We start from the raw sequence: 17,135 nt of genomic DNA, 5'->3' as shown, positions 1-17,135 counted from the left end.
TCGTCAGGCCGTTTCGAAATCGGTGCACAACCATTGCACGCCGCGCCGTTCGACGCGTACGGCCAGGACGTGGTTGCGGTCGCCGCAGTGCACGAGGGCGCACATCTCTATGACGCCGTCCCGGGGCTCCTTTCCGTGCACGCTGCCGGCGAACGGGGCGCTGCCGGCCGGGAGCATGCGGCCCGCGCGCACCAGGTCGCGGTAGGCGTGGTCGGTGAGCCGGTCGGCCAGCGTCTCCGGCGGCCGGCGGCCGGCGAGCACCTCGGCCAGGGCCTGGGCCAGGCGCCGTAGGGTGCGTTCGTCCGGTGTCGTGCCCGGTGGACCCCACACCATGCGGTGCGGGTCCAGGGCCAGGGCGCCCTGGGTCCGCGGGGTCCGGGGCTCCTCGCCGGGACGCGGCTCGGGGGCGGGGGTCAGGCCGATGCGGGTCGCCGGGGACATGTGCTCCTCCGATTCTTGGCATGCGATAAAGAGTCGCTATAACGAGTTTTCGGCCCGGCCCAGGAATACAGAACGCGCCAACTTCCACGGTGGGCGGCAGAGTTTGTCCTTTTTCGCGGAAAAGGCTGTCGAAAGCTGGATTCCCTGGGGCGGGAGTGACGTGGTGTTCCGGCCGCGAATGGCGCGCGTCACGGAAACCCCAAACCCTGGGGGACGGCGGATTCGCCGGGTCCGCCGGGTCCTACGCGGGGGTGGGTTCGCGGCCGGGGGTGGGGAGGTCGAGGCGGCGGATCAGGATCGTGAAGAGGGCGTAGTACAGCAGCAGGTACGCCACGCCGAACCCCACGACCAGCCCCAGCCCGTGCGTGTTGGACTTGCCCGCGTTCAGCAGCAGGTCGATGGCCCCGCCGGAGAACGTGAAGCCCAGGCGGGCGCCGAGTTCGGCCATCAGGGCCATCGACAGGCCGGTCAGGAGGGCGTGCGCGACGAACAGGGCGGGCGCCACGAAGATGAAGGCGAACTCCAGGGGTTCCGTGATGCCCGTGACGAACGCGGTCAGACCGGCCGAGAGCATGATGCCGCCGACCGACCGGCGGCGGTCCGGCGGGGCCGCGCGCCACATGGCGATGGCGGCTCCGAGCAGGCCGAACATCATGACGGGGAAGAAGCCCGTCATGAACACGCCCGCGCCCTGCTCCCCGGCGAAATAGCAGTTCAGGTCGCCCGTGGCGTCGCGGGTCGCGCCGTTCACGCCCGCGTGGCACTCGGGCAGCGTGAACCAGACGATGGTGTTGAGGAAATGGTGCAGGCCGGCGGGGATGAGCAGGCGGTTGGCCACGCCGTAGATGCCCGTTCCGACCGTGCCGTGGGCCGTGAGCCAGTCGCCCGCCTGCGCCAGCCAGTCGCCGACCGGCCGCCAGAGGAGGCCGAAGAGCACGCCGAGGACCAGGCCGGCGACGGCGGTGAGGATGGGCACCGAGCGGCGCCCGCCGAAGAAGGCCAGCCAGGCGGGCGGTTTGAGGCGGTGGAAGCGCTGCCACAGGAGGGCGGCCGTGATGCCCATGAGGATGCCGCCCAGGACGCCGGTGGGGTTCTGGGCGCCCAGGTCGAGCGCGGGAGTGCCGTTCTGGAGGATCAGCGTGACCTTGGTGTGGACGGCGCCCTGCCCGGCCTCGAAGAACAGGGTCTTGGTCACGCGGTCGAAGACCAGGTAGCCGACCAGGGCCGCCAGCGCGGTGGAGCCGTCGGACCTGCGGGCGAAGCCGATCGCCACGCCGATCGCGAACAGCAGCGGCAGGTTGTCGAAGAGCGCGCCGCCGGCTGCGGCCATGATCTTGGCGGCCGGGAGGAGCCCGGGCAGGACGGCGCCGAGACCGTCCGCGCCGAGCAGGTCGTCCTGGCCGAAGCGGAACAGCAGGCCGGCGGCCGGGAGCACCGCGATGGGCAGCATGAGCGAGCGGCCGACGCGCTGCAGCACGGCGAACGCCGACGACACCCACGGCATCCCCCGCAGGGCTCCTGACGGCGAGGAGGGCGGTCCGGACGGTGTCTCAGCCGGCGGTCCGGACGGTGGCTGGGCGGGCGGTTCGGGCGGTGGTCCGGACGGTGGCTCGACCGGTGGCTCGGGCGGGGGCTCGGACGAGTGCTGCATGGTCGCGTCACCCCCGCACGCGTTCGTGTCGTTTCGCGGGGGATCGGGGGGTTACTACCCCGTGGCGGAGCTGCGGGAACGCGCCGGCGGCTGCTCGCGCGGCCGGAGCCCGTGGCCGCCGGGGGTCAGGCGGGGGTGCTTGGCGGGCGGTCGGGGGGTTCGCCTGAGTCGACGTCGGGTTCGGGCTCCCGGCCGGGGGTCATGATGTTCAGCCGGCGGATGAGGAACGTGAACACGACGTAATAGACCACGCCGTAGACCAGGCCCAGCGCCAGGATGCCGGGCAGGTTCTCGGTGTTCGACTTGCTGGCGTTCAGGAGCAGGTCGAGCAGGCCGGCGGAGAAGCCGAAGCCGAGCTGCCCGCCGATGAGCATGGTCAGGGCCATCGCCAGGCCCGTCAGGATCGCGTGCACCACCAGCAGCAGCGGCGCCACGAAGATGAAGGCGAACTCGATCGGCTCGGTGATCCCCGTGACGAACGACGCCAGCGCCGCCGACAGCATGATGCCGCCCACCGTGGCGCGCCGGTGCTCGGGGGCCGCGCGCCACATGGCCAGGGCGGCGGCCGGCAGGGCGAACATCATGACGGGGAAGAAGCCGGCCATGAACTGGCCCGACTCCGGGGCGCCGCCGAAGTAGCAGTTCCAGTCGCCGCCCAGCACCCGGCCGCCGACGTCGCACTGCGGCACCACGTACCAGACCACGGAGTTGACGAAGTGGTGCAGGCCGAGGGGGATCAGCAGGCGGTTGATCAGGCCGTAGACGCCGGTGCCGATCGGGCCGCTGGCGGCCAGGGCCTCGCCGGCGTGGCGGATCCACTCGCCGATCACCGGCCAGAGCCAGCCGAAGGCCACGCCGATGAGCAGCGCGACGATGGAGGTGATGATCGGCACGAAGCGCCGCCCGCCGAAGAACGCCAGCCAGGACGGCAGCTTGATGCGGTGGAAACGCTGCCAGAGCAGGGCGGCGACCAGGCCGATGACGATGCCGCCGAGGACCTTGGTGGGGTTCTGCAGGCCGTGGTCGATGATCTCCTTGATGCCCTGCTCCTCGACCACCTTGATGGAGACGGTGTCCCTGATGTCCGATTCGAAGAACATCGCCTTCGTCACGCGGTCGAAGACCAGGTAGCCGACCACGGCGGCGAGCGCGGTGGAGCCGTCGGACTTGCGGGCGAAGCCGATCGCGACGCCCACGGCGAACAGCAGCGGCAGGTTGTCGAACAGGGCCGCCCCGGCGGCGGCCAGCACGCCGGCCACCTCGTTCATCCAGGCCATCCCGGCGACGTCGGCCAGGCCGCCCGGCTCGGCGCCGTTCGAGCCGAGCATGTCGGGCTGGCCGAAGCGCTGCAGCAGGGCCGCCGCGGGCAGGGCGGCGATGGGCAGCATGAGGGAGCGCCCCAGCCGCTGCAGCATGGTCATCACGCGCGCGAACGGCGAAGGCCGGGCGGCGGTGGTCTCGTTCACCGGGCGTTCCTCCGAGGCGTGGGGGGTGCCGGGAGTCATAGGGGGTCCTCCGGGGACTGGGCCTCAGTCCGTGCGGGCGCCTACGACGCGGTGCCGGGAGTCATGGGGGTCCTCCGGGAAGCCGGGAAGCCGGCCGCCGAAGCAGGTGGGAGGCCGGTCGGCTGCTGAGATCCGGGGCGGAAGCCCGGCCCGCCGCGGCACGGGTGGGTGGGCCGGCTCTCCTCGTGGGGCTCAGCCGCGGCGGACGGGCATTTCGAGGCTGGTGCGCAGCTGGTAGCGGTCGGCGCGGTACGTGGACACGCCCAGCTCCGCGCAGACCCCGCCGGAGAACGACCTGCGCTGCAACAGCAGCACGGCCCCGCCGCGCGGCAGCTTCAGCAGGTCGGCGTCGCTCGGGTCGGCGAGCCCGCCGTCGATGGTCAGCTCGCCGGCGTCCATGACCAGGCCGTAGCGTCGCTCCAGCAGCTCGTACAGCGACCTGTCGGAGAGGTCGTGGTCGGCGAGGTCGGGGGCGAGCTTGACCGGGATGTGGGCCCGCTCGATCGACAGCGGCTCGCCGTCGGCCGTGCGCAGGCGCTCGATGAAGTGCACCTCCTCGCCCGGCTGGATGCCCAGTTCCTTGGCCAGGTGGGCGCTGGCGCGCACGATGCGGCGGTCGAGGTCGCGCGAGCCGGGGATCATGCCGCGCGCCCTCATGTCGTCGGTGAAGGACGTGAGCTGGAGCGCCAGCTCGATCTTCGGCCGGGCGACGAACGTCCCCTTGCCGGGCACGCGGTGCAGGCGGCCCTCGGACACGAGGTGGTCCACGGCCTGCCGCACGGTCATCCTGGACAGGCCGAAGCGCTGGCACAACTCCCGCTCGGAGGGGATGGCCGCGCCGATGCTGAGCTCGTCGCTGTCGATGAGGTCCAGCAGGATCTCGCGAAGCTGGAAGTACTTGGGCACCGGGCTGTCCGGATCGATGTGCGCCACGGATCCTCCCCTCGTCTCTATCTGGGTCATGGGCTATGGTTCGTACTGGTCTAGTCCGGACTAGACCACACGTCGCGAAAGACGGTCAAGTCTGAACCGCAATGAGTTGAGGGATGGGCCCGAGATGACCACCAAGATGCGCAGCGAGATCGCCGAGCAGCCGACCGCGCTGCGCGCCACACTGGACTCCCTGCTCCCCAAGATCGACGAGATCAAGGCCATCGGCGAGCAGACCAGGCAGCTGCTGTTCATCGCCCGCGGCACCTCCGACAACGCAGCAGTGTACGGGCGTTACCTGGTCGAATCGCACGCCGGCCGGCTCTCGGCGCTGGCGGCGCCGTCGATCGCGACGACGTACAAGCGCCGGCTCGACCTCGACGGCGTGCTGGCCGTGGCGATCTCGCAGTCGGGGCGGACCGAGGAGATCGTCGAGACGCTGGCCTGGGCGAAGGAGTGCGGGGCGAGGACCGTCGGCATCACGAACGGCGGCGAGGACAGCCCGCTGGCCCAGGAGGCCGACGTGGCGCTGTGCACGGTGGCGGGCGAGGAGAAGGCCGTCCCGGCGACGAAGACGTACACGACGCAGCTCGCGGCGCTGGCGGTGCTCGCGATCGGGCTGGGCGCGGACGTGGACGCCGACGAGCTGCGGCGGGTGCCCGAGGCGGTGGAGAAGCTGATCGCCGAGCCGGGCGACCTGGAGGCCGTGGTCGAGGGGCTGCTCGACAAGCCGGGCGTGGTCGTGTCGGGGCGGGGGCTGGCGTTCTCGACGGCGCTGGAGACCGCGCTGAAGCTCAAGGAGGCCTGCTACCTGCACGCCATGGGCCTGTCGTACGCCGACCTGCTGCACGGCCCGATCGCCGTGGTGGACGCCGACACGCCGGCGCTGCTGGTGGCCGCCGAGCACAGCCCGACGCTGCAGGGCACCGTGGCGCTGGCCGAGCGGGTGGTGGCGGCGGGCGCGGCGGCGTACACGATCGGGGGCGGCGAGGGGCTGGCGGGGGCGGGCACGGCCGCGCTGAACGGTCCCGACCTGCCCGAGTGGCTGGCCCCGATGGGCCTGATCGTGCCCGGCCAGCTCCTCACCGAGGCGCTGGCCCGCAGGCTCGGCATCGACCCCGACGCGCCGCGCGGCCTGAACAAGGTCACTCAGACAGACTGATCTAGCCTGGTCAGAGTGCTCATCCTAAGGAGGACCGGATGGCGGCGGACGTGAACGCGATCATCGCCGCGCTGGGCGGCGCCGACAACATCATCGAGATAGAGCCCTGCATCACCCGGCTGCGGACCGAGGTGCGCGACGCCTCGAAGGTCGACCAGCCGGCACTCAGAGCGGCCGGCGCGCATGGCGTGATGGCGGCGGGGAACGTGGTCCAAGTCGTCGTCGGACCGGAGGCCGACACGATCGCCAGCGACATCGAGGACATCATCGGCTAAGGGCGAGACCATGACGACTGTTCTCGCCCCGGTCGAGGGGGCGGCCGTGGGGTTGGACGCCGTACCCGATCCGGTGTTCTCCGCCGGCATGGTCGGGCCGGGAACGGCGATCGATCCGCTGAGGGGGCCGGGCAAGGCCGTGGCTCCCATAGCGGGGAAGATAATGAAATTGCATCCGCACGCCTACGTCATCGTGGGAGACGACGGCAAGGGCGTGCTGGTGCATCTGGGGATCGACACGGTCCAGCTCAAGGGGGAGGGGTTCCAGCTTCTGGCGGCGGAGGGAGACAGGGTCAGCGCCGGTCAGCCGGTGGTGGCCTGGGACCCGGCCGTCATCGAGGCGGGCGGGCGCTCGCCGGTCTGCCCGGTCGTCGCGCTCGACGCGCTCCCGGCCGAGGTGACCGGGGTGACCGAGGGGACGGTGCACGTGGGGGACGAGCTCTTCCGGTGGGAATAGCGGCCGCCCGGCGCTGTTCGGTCGCAGTCGCGAGAGTATCGGTCGGACCCGTCACAATGAAGTGGGTCGCCCGATTTGAGCGCGATCGGCCGACGTTGACATCCGAGGTCCGGCTGGTCTGGACCGGCACAGAAGGAGGAGTGACGACATGGGTGAGCGTAAGGTCACCGTGGCGGCGGAAGTGGGGCTGCACGCCCGGCCGGCGGCGACGTTCGTTCAGCGGGCCAAGCTGGCGCCGATGGACATCTCGGTGCAGAAGCCTCACGGCGGCGGCCCGGTCAACGGCAAGAGCATCCTGGCCATCATGGCGCTCGACGTCCGTCAGGGCGAGACCGTGGTGATCTCCGCGGAGGGTGAGGGCTCCGAAGAGGTGCTCGACGAGCTGGCGAAGATCGCCAGTACCCCATGAACCTCCGGGGGGTGGGGGTCAGCCCGGGCATCGGGCACGGCCCCTCTTATGTGCTGACCGTCTCCGTGCCCGAACCCCCCGAGGGCGCCACCTACACCGGTGAGGCGGAGCAGGAGAAAGAGCGCGCGATGGCCGCGCTCACGCAGGTCGCGGGCGAGCTGGAGGCCCGCGGCAACCAGGCGGGCGGCGAGGCCGAGGAGATCCTCAAGGCCCAGGCGCTGATGGCCGAGGACCCCGGTCTGGTCGTGAAGGTGAGATCCCTGATCGACCGCGGCCTGGCCGCCCCCCGGGCGGTCTTCGAGGCTTTCACGAAATATCGGGACGTGCTGGCCGGGTCCGGCGGATACCTCGGTGAGCGGGCGGCCGAGCTGGGCGACATCAGGGACCGCGTGATCGCGCTGCTCAACGGGCAGGCCATGCCGGGGCTGCCGGTCGCGCCGGCGGAGCCGTACGTGCTGGTCGCCAGAGACCTCGCCCCCGCCGACACCGCGCTGCTGTCCAGGGACGACGTGGTCGCGTTCGTCACCGAGGAGGGCGGGCCGACCAGCCACACCGCGATCATGGCCAGGTCGATGGGGCTGCCCGCCGTCGTGGCCTGTCCCGGCGCGACCCGCATCCCGCGCGGCGTGCAGGTCATGGTGGACGGCACCTCCGGCGAGGTGCGCGTGGAGCCCGCCGAGTCGGACGTGGCCGACGCGGTCGGCGCCGCCACCGCCCGGCAGGCCGCCCTCGCGTCATGGTCCGGACCCGGCGTGACCGCCGACGGCCACGCGGTGCCGCTGCTGGCCAACGTGGGCGGCCCGGCCGAGCTGGACGCCGCCGTGGCGGCGGGGGCCGAGGGCGTCGGGCTCTACCGGACCGAGTTCCTCTTCCTCGACCGGGCCGAGCCGCCCTCCGCAGAGGAGCAGGAGCGGGCCTACCGGGCGGCGGTGGAGGCGTTCCCCGGCGGCCCGGTGGTGGTGCGCACGCTCGACGGCGGCGCGGACAAGCCGCTGGCGTTCCTGCCCGCGTCCCCCGAGGCGAACCCGGCGCTGGGGGAGCGGGGGCTGCGCAGGTTCGCCCGCTACCCCGAGGTGATGGACGTGCAGCTCGACGCGCTGGCGGCCGTCGGCGGGGTGCGCGTGATGGCGCCGATGGTGGCCACGGCCGAGGAGGCCGCGTGGTTCGCCAGGGAGTGCGGCGACAAGGGGCTGACGGACGTCGGCGTGATGATCGAGATCCCGTCCGCCGCGCTGCGCGCCCACGACCTGCTCGACCTGGTCGACTTCGTCTCGATCGGCACCAACGACCTGAGCCAGTACACCTTCGCCGCCGACCGCCAGCTCGGCGCGATGAGCGCGCTGCACGATCCCTGGCAGCCGGCCCTGCTCGACCTGGTCGCCACCACCGCGCGGGCCGCGGCGCGGGCCGGCAAGCCGTGCGGGATCTGCGGCGAGGCCGCCGCCGACCCCGGCCTGGCCTGCGTGCTGACCGGGCTCGGGGCCACCTCGTTGTCGATGGCGCCCTCCGCGCTGGCGGCCGTGCGCGCCGGGCTGGCCGCGCACACGCTGGAGCAGTGCCGGGACGCGGCGGAGGCGGCGCGCACGGGATCTTCGTCGGCCGACGCGCGCGCCCTGGCCCGCGCCCACCTGCCCGGACTCGACAGGCTGGGGTTGTAGTTCCGCCCGGTTTCGGTAAGCGCCTGCCCGAGCCGGGTCGTCACATGGATACCTTTGATGTCATGCGTGGACGGATCGGTACGGCAGGGCTTCTGGTGATCGCGCTCGCCGCGTGCGGCGGTGGCGGCGGCTCGGTGGGCGCGGAGCCGACCGGAGGCAAGGCCGCCCCGCCCGCGCGGACGTCGCTCCCGTCGCCGCGGACGGTCAGCACGACGCCCCAGCAGAGCCCGGTGCAGCGCGTGCTGGCGCGGCTGAGCACCGAGGAGAAGGTCGGCCAGCTCTTCATGCCCGTCCTGTACGGCACCACGGCCGACACCGTCTCCGGCGAGAACCAGGCCAGATACTCCGCCAGGACCCCGGCCAAGGTGATCGCCAAATACCACCTGGGCGGCGTGATCCTCTTCCCGCAGAACGTCAAGAGCGTCAGCCAGGTCGTCGGCCTCACCAACGGCCTGCAGCGGGCCTCCGGGAAGGTGCCGCTGCTGATCAGCACCGACCAGGAGAACGGCCTGGTGTCCAGGATGTCCGCCCTCATGACGGACTTCCCCGGCGCCGGCGAGATCGGGGCGACCGGCGACACCGGCCTGTCCCGCGAGGTGGCCAGGGCGACCGGCGAGGAGCTGCGCGCGCTCGGCGTCAACCTCGACTTCGCCCCCGTCGCCGACGTCAACGTCAACCCGCGCAACCCCGTCATCGGCCGCCGGGCCTTCGGCGACGACCCGAAGCGGGTCGCGAAGATGGTGGCCGCGGCGGTCAAGGGCTTCGGCGATGCGAAGATCGCCGCCACCGCCAAGCACTTCCCCGGCCACGGCGACACCAACGTCGACAGCCACACCGGGCTGCCGGTGATCAAGCACACGAAGGCGGAGTGGGAGCGCATCGACGCGCCGCCGTTCAGGGCCGCGATCGACGCGGGGGTGGACGCGGTGATGAGCGCCCACATCGTCTTCCCCAAGCTCGACCCCTCCGGCGACCCGGCCACGCTGTCCAAGCCGATCCTGACCGGCCTGCTGCGCGACAAGCTCGGCTTCAAGGGCGTGATCTCGACCGACGCGCTCAACATGGGCGGGGTGCGCAAGAAGTACGACGACGGCGAGATCGCGGTGCGGGCCGTGCTGGCCGGCGCCGACATCCTGCTCATGCCCAACAACCTGCCCAGGGCCTACCGGGCGGTGCTGGCGGCGGTGAAGTCGGGCCGGATCTCCGCCGAGCGCCTCGACCAGTCGGTCACCCGGCTGCTGACGCTCAAGCACAACCGGGGGCTGCTGACCGAGGCGCCCGTGGCCTCGGCGCGGCGGGCGGCCGACGTGCTGCGCTCGCCCGAGCACCGCAGGCTGGCCGCCCGCGCGGGGGACTAGTGCGAGCCCTCCAGCCCGCTGGCGATGAACATCGCGGCGAGCATGGCGAACAGGAACGCCTGGAGGAACTGGATGAACATCTCGAACGCGGTGATCACGATGGTCATCGCCACGCCGAGCACGCCCAGGCCCACGCCGAGCGGGGTGAGCCGCTCGAACAGGAACCAGAAGCCGACCGAGCTGAAGAAGGCCACCAGCATGTGGCCGGCGAACATGTTCGCGAACAGCCGGATGAAGTGGGTGAACAGCGAGTTGACGAACACCTCGGCGAGGATCAGCGGGGCGTAGACGGCGTACGCCCAGCCGGGCATGCCCTCCAGGTGCACGATGCCGCGCAGGTAGCCGCGCACACCGTGGTGCCGGACGCCGAGGTAGACCTTGATGACGTAGACGGAGACGGCCAGCACCACCGGGAAGGCGATGTGCGCGGCCACGGGGAACTGGACGAACGGGATGACGCCCATCAGGTTCCAGACGAGCACGGTGAGGAAGATCGTCAGGAGCAGGCCCATCCAGCGGTCCGCGTGCCTGCCGAGGCTGGGGCGGGCGATCTGGTCGCGTACGAAGTCGTAGGCGTACTCGCCGAGGTTCTGCCAGCCCCTCGGCACGATCTTCGGTCTGGCGAACGCGGCCCAGCACAGGGCGATGACGATGACCGCGCTGAGCAGGGCGATGAGGACCGGTTTGGTGAACCACGCCGGCCCGCCGGGGATGATGGGGGCGAACTGGAAGAGCTCGGAGCCCGGAGGGGTCCACTCTTCAGGGGAGGTGATCAGGATCGTCGTCGGCACGGCGGTCCCTTCTGGGTAGCGACTTTCGCTGGAAAGACACCTTAACCCGGCATTTCGGACACTCCTTTTGTGGGGTTTTGTTAGTAAATAAAGAGATGAGTCGCGCTAAAACCGTTTCTGAGACGCTCTACCCTAGGACGATGGTTATGGGGGTTCTCATTGACTGGGGCGGGGTGCTGACGACCAGCCTCTCCGACTCCATCGCACGGTGGATCGCGGCCGACCGGATCGAGCCGGCCCAGTACTACGCCGTCATGCGCGAGCTGATCGACCACGCCTACCGGGAGGGCGACGGCGAGAACCTCGTCCACGCCCTCGAACGCGGCGAGATCGACGGCGCCGCCTTCGAGCGCGACCTCGCCGCCCGGCTGGTGACCCTGGACGGGGTGCCGCCGGTCGCCGAAGGGCTGCTGGACCGCATGTTCGCGGGGTTCGAGCGGGTGGACGCCATGTACGACATGCTGCGCGACGTACGCGACGGCGGCGTGAAGACCTGCCTGCTGTCCAACTCCTGGTCCAACACCTACCCCCGGGACGGCTGGGACGAGATCTTCGACGCGGTCGTGATCTCCGGCGAGGTCGGCATGCGCAAGCCCGAGCCGCGCATCTTCCACCACGCGCTCGACCGGATCGGCCTGGCCGGCGAGGAGTGCGTCTTCATCGACGACATCGAGGCCAACATCGTGGCCGCCCGCGCGCTCGGCATCACCGGCATCCACCACCGCGACCCGGCGACGACGATCGGCGAGCTGGAGACCATGCTCCGCCGCACCCTGCGCAAGTAGCGCGGCGAGCGGCCCGCCCCCGCGCGGGCGGGCCGCAGCCGTGCTCTTGACCAGGCGCTATGGTGAGGCTGATCTCCCGCAGCGGAGCCCTCGCACGTTCTTGGAAAGGTTCGTCATGCGCGTCTATCTGCCGTGCACCCTCCCGGCCCTGGCCGCGGCGGTCGAGGCCGGAGAGCTGGGCCCGGCCCCGCTGACCGGCTACGCGGTGACCCCGGCGCTGATCGAGTGGTACGCCTCGGGCGACACCGAGGAGCTCGAATACGTCGCGCTCACCGAGGCGGCCCGCGCCTCGCTGCGCATGCTGGCAGCCGACCGCGCCGACGGCCTGTCGCCCGCGCCCCGCCGGGTGGTCGTCGCGGCCGAGGTGCCCGAGCGCTCCGCCACGGCCCGCGCCGAGCTGGAGGAGCGCGGCCGGGTGCATCTCTCCGCGCCGATCCCGATGGCCAAGGTGGCGGCGGTGCACATCGACGACGAGGAGGCGGTGCCCGACGTCGAGGCCGCCATCGCCGCGCTGCCCGCCTCCGACGCGGGCGACGACGACGCGCGCTTCACCGTTGACGGGGCCGAGGCCCACGAGCTCATGTGGTACGCCACCCAGGAGATCCCTGACCTGCTGCGTCCGTGACACCGGGCGGGCGGCCGGCGGCCGCCCGATGGTGGCGCCGGTTGCCCGGAATGTCATGCTTGCCGGTTAGGCTAGGCATGATGACGAAGCACATTGTCTGGGACTGGAACGGCACCCTTTTTCACGACTCCGAGGCAGTGGTCGGAGCCACGAACGAGATCTTCAAGCCGTACGCGCTGCCCGAGCTGACGCTCGACGGCTTCCGCGCCGTCTACACCCGCCCCGTCTGGCTCGCCTACGAGCGCCTGCTCCGCCGCCGGCTCGCCGAGGGCGAGTGGCAGGCGCTCGACGACGGCTTCCACCGGCACTACTACCGGCTCTGCGACGTGTGCGAGCTGGCCGCGGGCGCCGAGGTCGTGCTGAAGAGCTGGCCGGGCACGCAGTCGCTCTGCTCCATGGCGCCGCACGACCACCTGGTGCCGAAGGTCGACTCGTTCGGCATCAGCGGGCACTTCACCAGGATCGACGGCCTGGTCGGCGCCCTCGGCGGGGAGAAGGCCGCGCACATGGCCGCGCACATCAAGGCCATCGGCGTCGACCCGAGCGAGATCCTCGTGATCGGCGACAGCGTGGACGACGGGCTCGCGGCGCGGCACGTGGGGGCCAGGGCGGTGCTCTACACCGGCGGGATGACCACCAGGGAGCAGCTCAAGGAGACCGGCCTGCCGGTGGTCGACCGGCTCGCCGACGCGCTCGACTACGCCTGAACGCGCTCTGCCGTGCTTGAATGGCCCGGCCGAGAGCCCTGATCCGGGGCGACGGGCGTACCCTTCGCAGGGGATCTCTCAGGAGGCAGCCATCAACCGCCTGGTGTTGTGGAACGTCGATCTCACGCTGGTCGACGTGGCCATCGTGACCAGAGACGCCTACGCCGAGGCGTTCCGCCGGGTGACCGGGCGTCCGCTGGTCAAGCTCGTGCCCCCGCTGGGCCGGCCCGACTCCGAGATCGTCTTCGAGACGCTCGCCGTCAACGGCGTCGTCGCCGAGGACGACCACCTGCCCCGGTTCCTGTCGGCGCTGGCCACGGCCTTCGCCGACCGGCGGGGGCGGCTGGCGAAGGAGGGGCGGATGATGCCCGGGGCCAAGGACGCGCTGCGCTCGGTGTCGCGGCTCGACGGCGTGGTGCAGACGGTGCTGACCGGGACGATCAAGAGCAACGCGGTGCACAAGCTGAAGGCGTTCGGGCTCGACAAGCACGTCGACTTCGAGCTCGGGGGGTACGGCGAGGAGGTCTACCCCAAGGCGACCCTCTTGCAGGTCGCGCAGTCGCGGGCCAGGCAGCGGCTGGGCACGCCGTTCACCGCGGCCAACACCGTCGTGATCGGGGACTCGACGCGCGACGTGCAGGCGGCGAAGATCGGCGGGGCCGCGATGATCGGGGTCGCCTCGGGGCGGTCGGTGGCCTCCGAGCTGCGGGAGGCCGGGGCCGACATCGTGCTGCCCGACCTGTCCGACGCCGCCGAGGTGGTGGCGGCGGTGGCCGCGCTGACCGCCCCGGCGGACCGCGCGGCCGGATAGCTCTCCGACGACCCCCAGGGGGCAGGTGAGGGCGCGCGGGAAGAGGGCGAGTTCAGGGGTGCGCGGGAGGCGGGCGGGTTCAGGCGAGGGCGCGCAGGAAGCGGGCGGCGATGGGGGCCGCCACGGCCGAGCCGGCGCCGGCGCCCTCCACGATGACCGAGAACGCCACGTCGCCCTTGTACCCGATGAACCACGAGTGCGCGGGCGGCTCCTTGCCCGAGCCGTACTCCGCCGTGCCGGTCTTGCCCGCCGAGCCCGGCGGGAAGCTGGCGCCGTGCGCGGTGCCGTCGGTGACGACGGCGGGCATGAGGCTGCGCAGCGCCTTGACCACCCCTTCCTCCAGCGGGCGCGGCCGGTCCGGCCGCGCGCCGGGGATCGGCTCGCCGGTGACCAGCTTGGGCGGGATCCACGAGCCGGAGGCGATGGCGGCGGCGACGGAGGCCATGTTCAGCGGGCTCGCCAGCACCCTGCCCTGCCCGATCGAGGCCGAGGCCAGGTCGGTGTCGTCCCTGGGGGCGGGGAACTCGGCGCGCACGGCCGGCACGCCCGGCGTGATCGGGGTGCCGAAGCCGAAGCTCTCGGCCACCTCGCCGAGCCGCCCGCCGTTCAGCTCGGCCACGCTCAGCTCCCCGAACGTGGTGTTGCAGGAGTGCGCGAAGGCGTTCCTGAAGGAGAGCGTGCCGTAGTCCTTGAAGCCCGCGTTGTGGAACGGGAAGCCGCCGATGTTCTTCTCGGCCGGGCAGGTGACCTGCTGGTCCGGCTCGACGCCGCCGGCGACCAGCGCGGAGGCCGTCACGACCTTGAACGTCGAGCCCGGCGGGTACTTGCCGAGCAGCGCCCGGTTGAACCCGCCCGGCGCGTTGACCACGGCCAGGATCTCCGCGGTCGAGGCCCGCAGGGCCACCAGCGAGGCCGGCTTGTCCACGCCCTTGAGCGCCGCGGCCCCCGCCGCGTGCACCTTCAGGTCGAGGGTGGTCCGGATCGGCTTGGTGGTGGCCGGGGCCACGACCGTCTTGACCCGCTCGTCGCCCTGGAAGAGGTCGATCCTGGTACGGCCGGCCGCCGCGAAGCGGCCGGGGAAGGTCTGCCGCATGCCCTCGATGAGCTGCTGCACCGACCCGGGGGCGCCCGGGTGGTTGACCTCGGTGCCGTCGGCGGCCAGGACCCGGGCCGGCTCCCGCTGCTCGGTGACCAGCCGCAGGGACCGGCCCTGCTTCAGCAGGGGGTGGAGGGTGGCGGCCGTCCAGGCCACCTTCCACGTGCCGTCGCGCTCGACGAGCCGGAGCCGGCCGTCGTAGTCGAAGCTCCGCGCCCCGCTCACCCCGGCCGTGAAGGTGACGACCTCGGCGTCGGTGGCGTCGGTGACGGTCCGCGCCGATTCCTTCCGGCGGAAGGCCGCCCCGGTGGCCTTGACGCCGGAGAGGAAGCCGCGGTGCCGGCTCTCGAAGTCGGCGGGCGGGTCGGCGACCAGCGCCCGCATGGCCGCGTAGTTCTGGGCCGACCAGGCGGCCAGGTAGCGGTCGGCGGTCTCCTCGGGCGAGCCCTCCGTCCGCAGCGCCCAGATGACGCCGCCCGCCGCGACGGCCGGGACCAGCACGGCCGCCACCGCCCACGGCCAGCGTCTGCGGCGGCGTCTGCCATAGATTCTCCCCGTTTGTGGTGCCATGACGGGAAGAACACCAGAGCCGCAGACCCGGTGTCCAATACTGATATCGCGCCTACTGGCATATAGATTTGGATATAGTTGCTGATCGTGGACCTTGTCCGGCATCTCCGCTACTTCGTCGTAGTGGCGGAGGAACTGCACTTCGGCAATGCGGCGATCCGGCTCGGCATGGCCCAGCCGCCGCTCAGCCAGCGCATCAAACGGCTGGAGGAGGAGCTCGGGGTGCGGTTGTTCGACCGGTCCGCCCGCCAGGTCCGGCTGACCGAGGAGGGGCGGCTGCTGCTCGGCGAGGCCCGCGAGATCGTGAGCAGGGTGGAGCGGCTGCACGAGCTGGCCCGGCAGGGCCGGGGCACGGTGCTGCGCGTGGGCGTGCCGCCCGACCTGGGGCCCACGGTGCTGGCCGCCCTGGTCGCGGCCTTCCGCGAGAGCAGCCCGGAGGTGCGGCTGGCGCCCGCCGAGATCTGGACCGCCGACCAGGTGACCGCGCTGGCCGAGGGCGCGATCGACGTCGGTCTCGTCCGCCACCCGGTCACCGCGCCCGGCCTGCGCTTCGGGCAGGTGCTGGTGCAGACGCAGGGCGTGCTGCTGGCGGAGGGCGACCCGCTGACGGGCGTGGGCGAGGTGCACCTGGCCGACCTGGCGGGCCGCGAGCTGCTGATGCCGCCCAAGGAGGGCGAGCCGGGCTGGCACGCCGAGGTGCTGGCCGAGTGCCGCGGTCACAACTTCGTGCCCGCGCAGGTGCACGAGGGCGCCGGGCTCGGGATGGTGCTGGCCGGCGCGGCGGTGGCGTTCGGGCCGAGGGTGGAGCTGCCGGGGCTGGCGTGGCGGCCGCTGCTAGGCTCGCCGATCGCGAGCCGGGTCTCCACAGCCTGGCGCGCGGTGACGGCCGCCGGCGCCGACTTCTCGGCGGTGGCCGTACGGACGTTGAAGGAGAGCGCCGGGATGAGCGACGAGGTCGCCGCCCCCGTGCGGCGGGTCAGCCGCAGGCCGGGGATGCTGGCATGAGCGCGCCCGCCTTCGAGAGCCTGTTCCGCGCGGCCGGGGTCACCGGCTGGCTGTACGCCACCGACATCGACACCGGGCACGAGGTCGGGCGCGGCGCCGACGAGCCGCTGCCCACGGCCTCGATGTACAAGGTGGCGCTGCTGATCGCGCTCTGCCGCCAGGCCGAGGCCGGGGTGCTCGACCTCGCCGCCAGGGTCACCGTGACGGCCGCCGACCGGGTGACGGGGCCGACGGGGCTCTCCGCGATGCTCGACGACGTGACGATCTCGCTGCGCGACCTGGCCTACCTGATGATCGCGGTGAGCGACAACACCTCGGCCGACAAGCTCCTGGCCCTGGTCGGGTTCGACGCGGTCAACGGCATGCTGGCGGAGTTCGGGCTCAAGGACACCCGCGTCGTGCAGGGCGCGGGGGAGATGAACGCGAGCATGGGCAGGGACGCCGGCCACGCCTGGCCGTTCGTGGATCCCGACGACATCGCCCGGCTGAGCGCGCTCGACCCCGCGCGCGCCAACTGCAGCACGCCCAGGGAGATGGCCCGGCTGTTCGCGATGATCTGGCGGGACGAGGCGGCCTCCCCCGAGTCGTGCGCGTGGATGCGCACCGTGCTCAACATGCAGGTGTGGCCGCACCGGCTGGCCTCCGGCTTCCCGTACGACGACGTGGCCGTCAGCGGCAAGACCGGCACGCTGCCGACCCTGCGCTGCGAGTCGGGCGTGGTGGAGTACCCCGACGGCGCCCGCTACGCGGTGTCGGTGTTCACCCGGTCGTTCAGCACCGCGCTCATCCAGCCGCGCGCCGACGCCGTGATCGGCACCGCCGCGCGTATGGCGGTGGACCACCTACGGAGGTAGCAAGTTATGGGGAAGGCCGGGTAGTACTTCCCTCTCAACGGGCGA

General features: G+C 72.0%; 18 protein-coding genes. 12 read left to right on the top strand and 6 right to left on the bottom strand.

Annotated features, from left to right (window positions below; all coding sequences use genetic code 11):
* Positions 1-3: 3 nt before the first annotated feature.
* From IO39_RS12215 to IO39_RS12200, 4 genes are all read right to left on the bottom strand, one after another.
* Entirely contained in the window at positions 4-441 is a 438-nt protein-coding gene (locus IO39_RS12215; protein ID WP_043620587.1) for an Rv3235 family protein, read from the bottom strand.
* Positions 442-682: 241 nt separating this feature from the next.
* Positions 683-1,945, bottom strand: coding sequence for a PTS transporter subunit EIIC (locus tag IO39_RS12210; RefSeq protein ID WP_043620584.1), 1,263 nt, complete (start codon positions 1,943-1,945; stop codon positions 683-685).
* A gap of 272 nt (positions 1,946-2,217) precedes the next feature.
* Positions 2,218-3,558, bottom strand: a complete 1,341-nt coding sequence (locus IO39_RS12205; protein WP_043621277.1) for a PTS transporter subunit EIIC — start codon at positions 3,556-3,558, stop codon at positions 2,218-2,220.
* A gap of 231 nt (positions 3,559-3,789) precedes the next feature.
* Entirely contained in the window at positions 3,790-4,530 is a 741-nt protein-coding gene (locus IO39_RS12200; RefSeq protein ID WP_043620582.1) for a GntR family transcriptional regulator, read from the bottom strand.
* A 124-nt stretch (positions 4,531-4,654) separates the two neighbouring features.
* Here IO39_RS12200 and IO39_RS12195 point away from each other — a divergent pair, with 124 nt between their 5' ends.
* From IO39_RS12195 to nagZ, 6 genes are all read left to right on the top strand, one after another.
* Positions 4,655-5,689: an SIS domain-containing protein gene (locus tag IO39_RS12195; protein ID WP_043620579.1), complete on the top strand. Its 1,035-nt coding sequence runs from the start codon at positions 4,655-4,657 to the stop codon at positions 5,687-5,689.
* A 38-nt stretch (positions 5,690-5,727) separates the two neighbouring features.
* The gene (locus IO39_RS12190) at positions 5,728-5,964 is read left to right on the top strand and encodes a PTS sugar transporter subunit IIB (protein ID WP_043620576.1); all 237 of its coding nucleotides are present in this window, start codon (positions 5,728-5,730) and stop codon (positions 5,962-5,964) included.
* A gap of 10 nt (positions 5,965-5,974) precedes the next feature.
* Positions 5,975-6,421: a PTS sugar transporter subunit IIA gene (locus IO39_RS12185; protein WP_043620573.1), complete on the top strand. Its 447-nt coding sequence runs from the start codon at positions 5,975-5,977 to the stop codon at positions 6,419-6,421.
* 148 nt (positions 6,422-6,569) lie between these two features.
* Positions 6,570-6,830 (top strand): HPr family phosphocarrier protein, encoded by a 261-nt coding sequence (locus IO39_RS12180; RefSeq protein WP_043620570.1) that lies wholly within the window; start codon positions 6,570-6,572, stop codon positions 6,828-6,830.
* On the top strand, positions 6,827-8,488 hold the full coding sequence (gene ptsP / locus IO39_RS12175) for a phosphoenolpyruvate--protein phosphotransferase (protein WP_043620567.1): 1,662 nt from the start codon (positions 6,827-6,829) through the stop codon (positions 8,486-8,488). The genes IO39_RS12180 and ptsP overlap by 4 nt, the downstream gene beginning before the upstream one ends.
* A 62-nt stretch (positions 8,489-8,550) precedes the next feature.
* A complete protein-coding gene (gene nagZ, locus IO39_RS12170) occupies positions 8,551-9,846 on the top strand; it encodes a beta-N-acetylhexosaminidase (protein ID WP_043620566.1) in 1,296 nt (431 codons plus the stop codon).
* On the opposite strand, the gene atpB is transcribed toward nagZ, so the two are convergent.
* A complete protein-coding gene (gene atpB / locus IO39_RS12165) occupies positions 9,843-10,637 on the bottom strand; it encodes a F0F1 ATP synthase subunit A (RefSeq protein WP_043620564.1) in 795 nt (264 codons plus the stop codon). The genes nagZ and atpB overlap by 4 nt on opposite strands.
* A 140-nt stretch (positions 10,638-10,777) precedes the next feature.
* On the opposite strand from atpB, the gene IO39_RS12160 reads away from it, so the two are divergent.
* The 4 genes from IO39_RS12160 to IO39_RS12145 all read left to right on the top strand — a co-directional run bounded on the left by IO39_RS12160 (position 10,778) and on the right by IO39_RS12145 (position 13,565).
* Positions 10,778-11,422, top strand: a complete 645-nt coding sequence (locus IO39_RS12160; RefSeq protein ID WP_157548234.1) for an HAD family hydrolase — start codon at positions 10,778-10,780, stop codon at positions 11,420-11,422.
* A gap of 115 nt (positions 11,423-11,537) precedes the next feature.
* Complete coding sequence (locus IO39_RS12155) at positions 11,538-12,047, top strand: DUF6912 family protein (protein ID WP_043621274.1); 510 nt, start codon at positions 11,538-11,540, stop codon at positions 12,045-12,047.
* Positions 12,048-12,127: 80 nt separating this feature from the next.
* Positions 12,128-12,754, top strand: a complete 627-nt coding sequence (locus IO39_RS12150; protein WP_043621271.1) for an HAD family hydrolase — start codon at positions 12,128-12,130, stop codon at positions 12,752-12,754.
* Between the two features lie 103 nt (positions 12,755-12,857).
* Positions 12,858-13,565, top strand: a complete 708-nt coding sequence (locus IO39_RS12145; protein ID WP_084772728.1) for an HAD family hydrolase — start codon at positions 12,858-12,860, stop codon at positions 13,563-13,565.
* Positions 13,566-13,644: 79 nt separating this feature from the next.
* Here IO39_RS12145 and IO39_RS12140 read toward each other — a convergent pair whose 3' ends face one another.
* Positions 13,645-15,231 carry a penicillin-binding transpeptidase domain-containing protein gene (locus IO39_RS12140; RefSeq protein WP_063765258.1) on the bottom strand — a complete coding sequence of 529 codons (1,587 nt, stop codon included), beginning with the start codon at positions 15,229-15,231 and terminating at the stop codon, positions 13,645-13,647.
* Positions 15,232-15,318: 87 nt separating this feature from the next.
* Here IO39_RS12140 and IO39_RS12135 point away from each other — a divergent pair, with 87 nt between their 5' ends.
* Together IO39_RS12135 and IO39_RS12130 are read left to right on the top strand one after the other, a co-directional pair.
* Entirely contained in the window at positions 15,319-16,236 is a 918-nt protein-coding gene (locus tag IO39_RS12135; RefSeq protein WP_043621264.1) for a LysR family transcriptional regulator, read from the top strand.
* Entirely contained in the window at positions 16,233-17,090 is an 858-nt protein-coding gene (locus IO39_RS12130) for a serine hydrolase (protein WP_043620558.1), read from the top strand. Before IO39_RS12135 ends, IO39_RS12130 begins: the two co-directional genes overlap by 4 nt.
* The last annotated feature ends 45 nt before the right edge of the window (positions 17,091-17,135 follow it).

The sequence above is a fragment of the Nonomuraea candida genome, assembly GCF_000725485.1.
Classification (GTDB): domain Bacteria; phylum Actinomycetota; class Actinomycetes; order Streptosporangiales; family Streptosporangiaceae; genus Nonomuraea; species Nonomuraea candida.
Note: the sequence above shows the minus strand (reverse complement) of the source record. Positions and strands in the feature narration are given on the sequence as shown.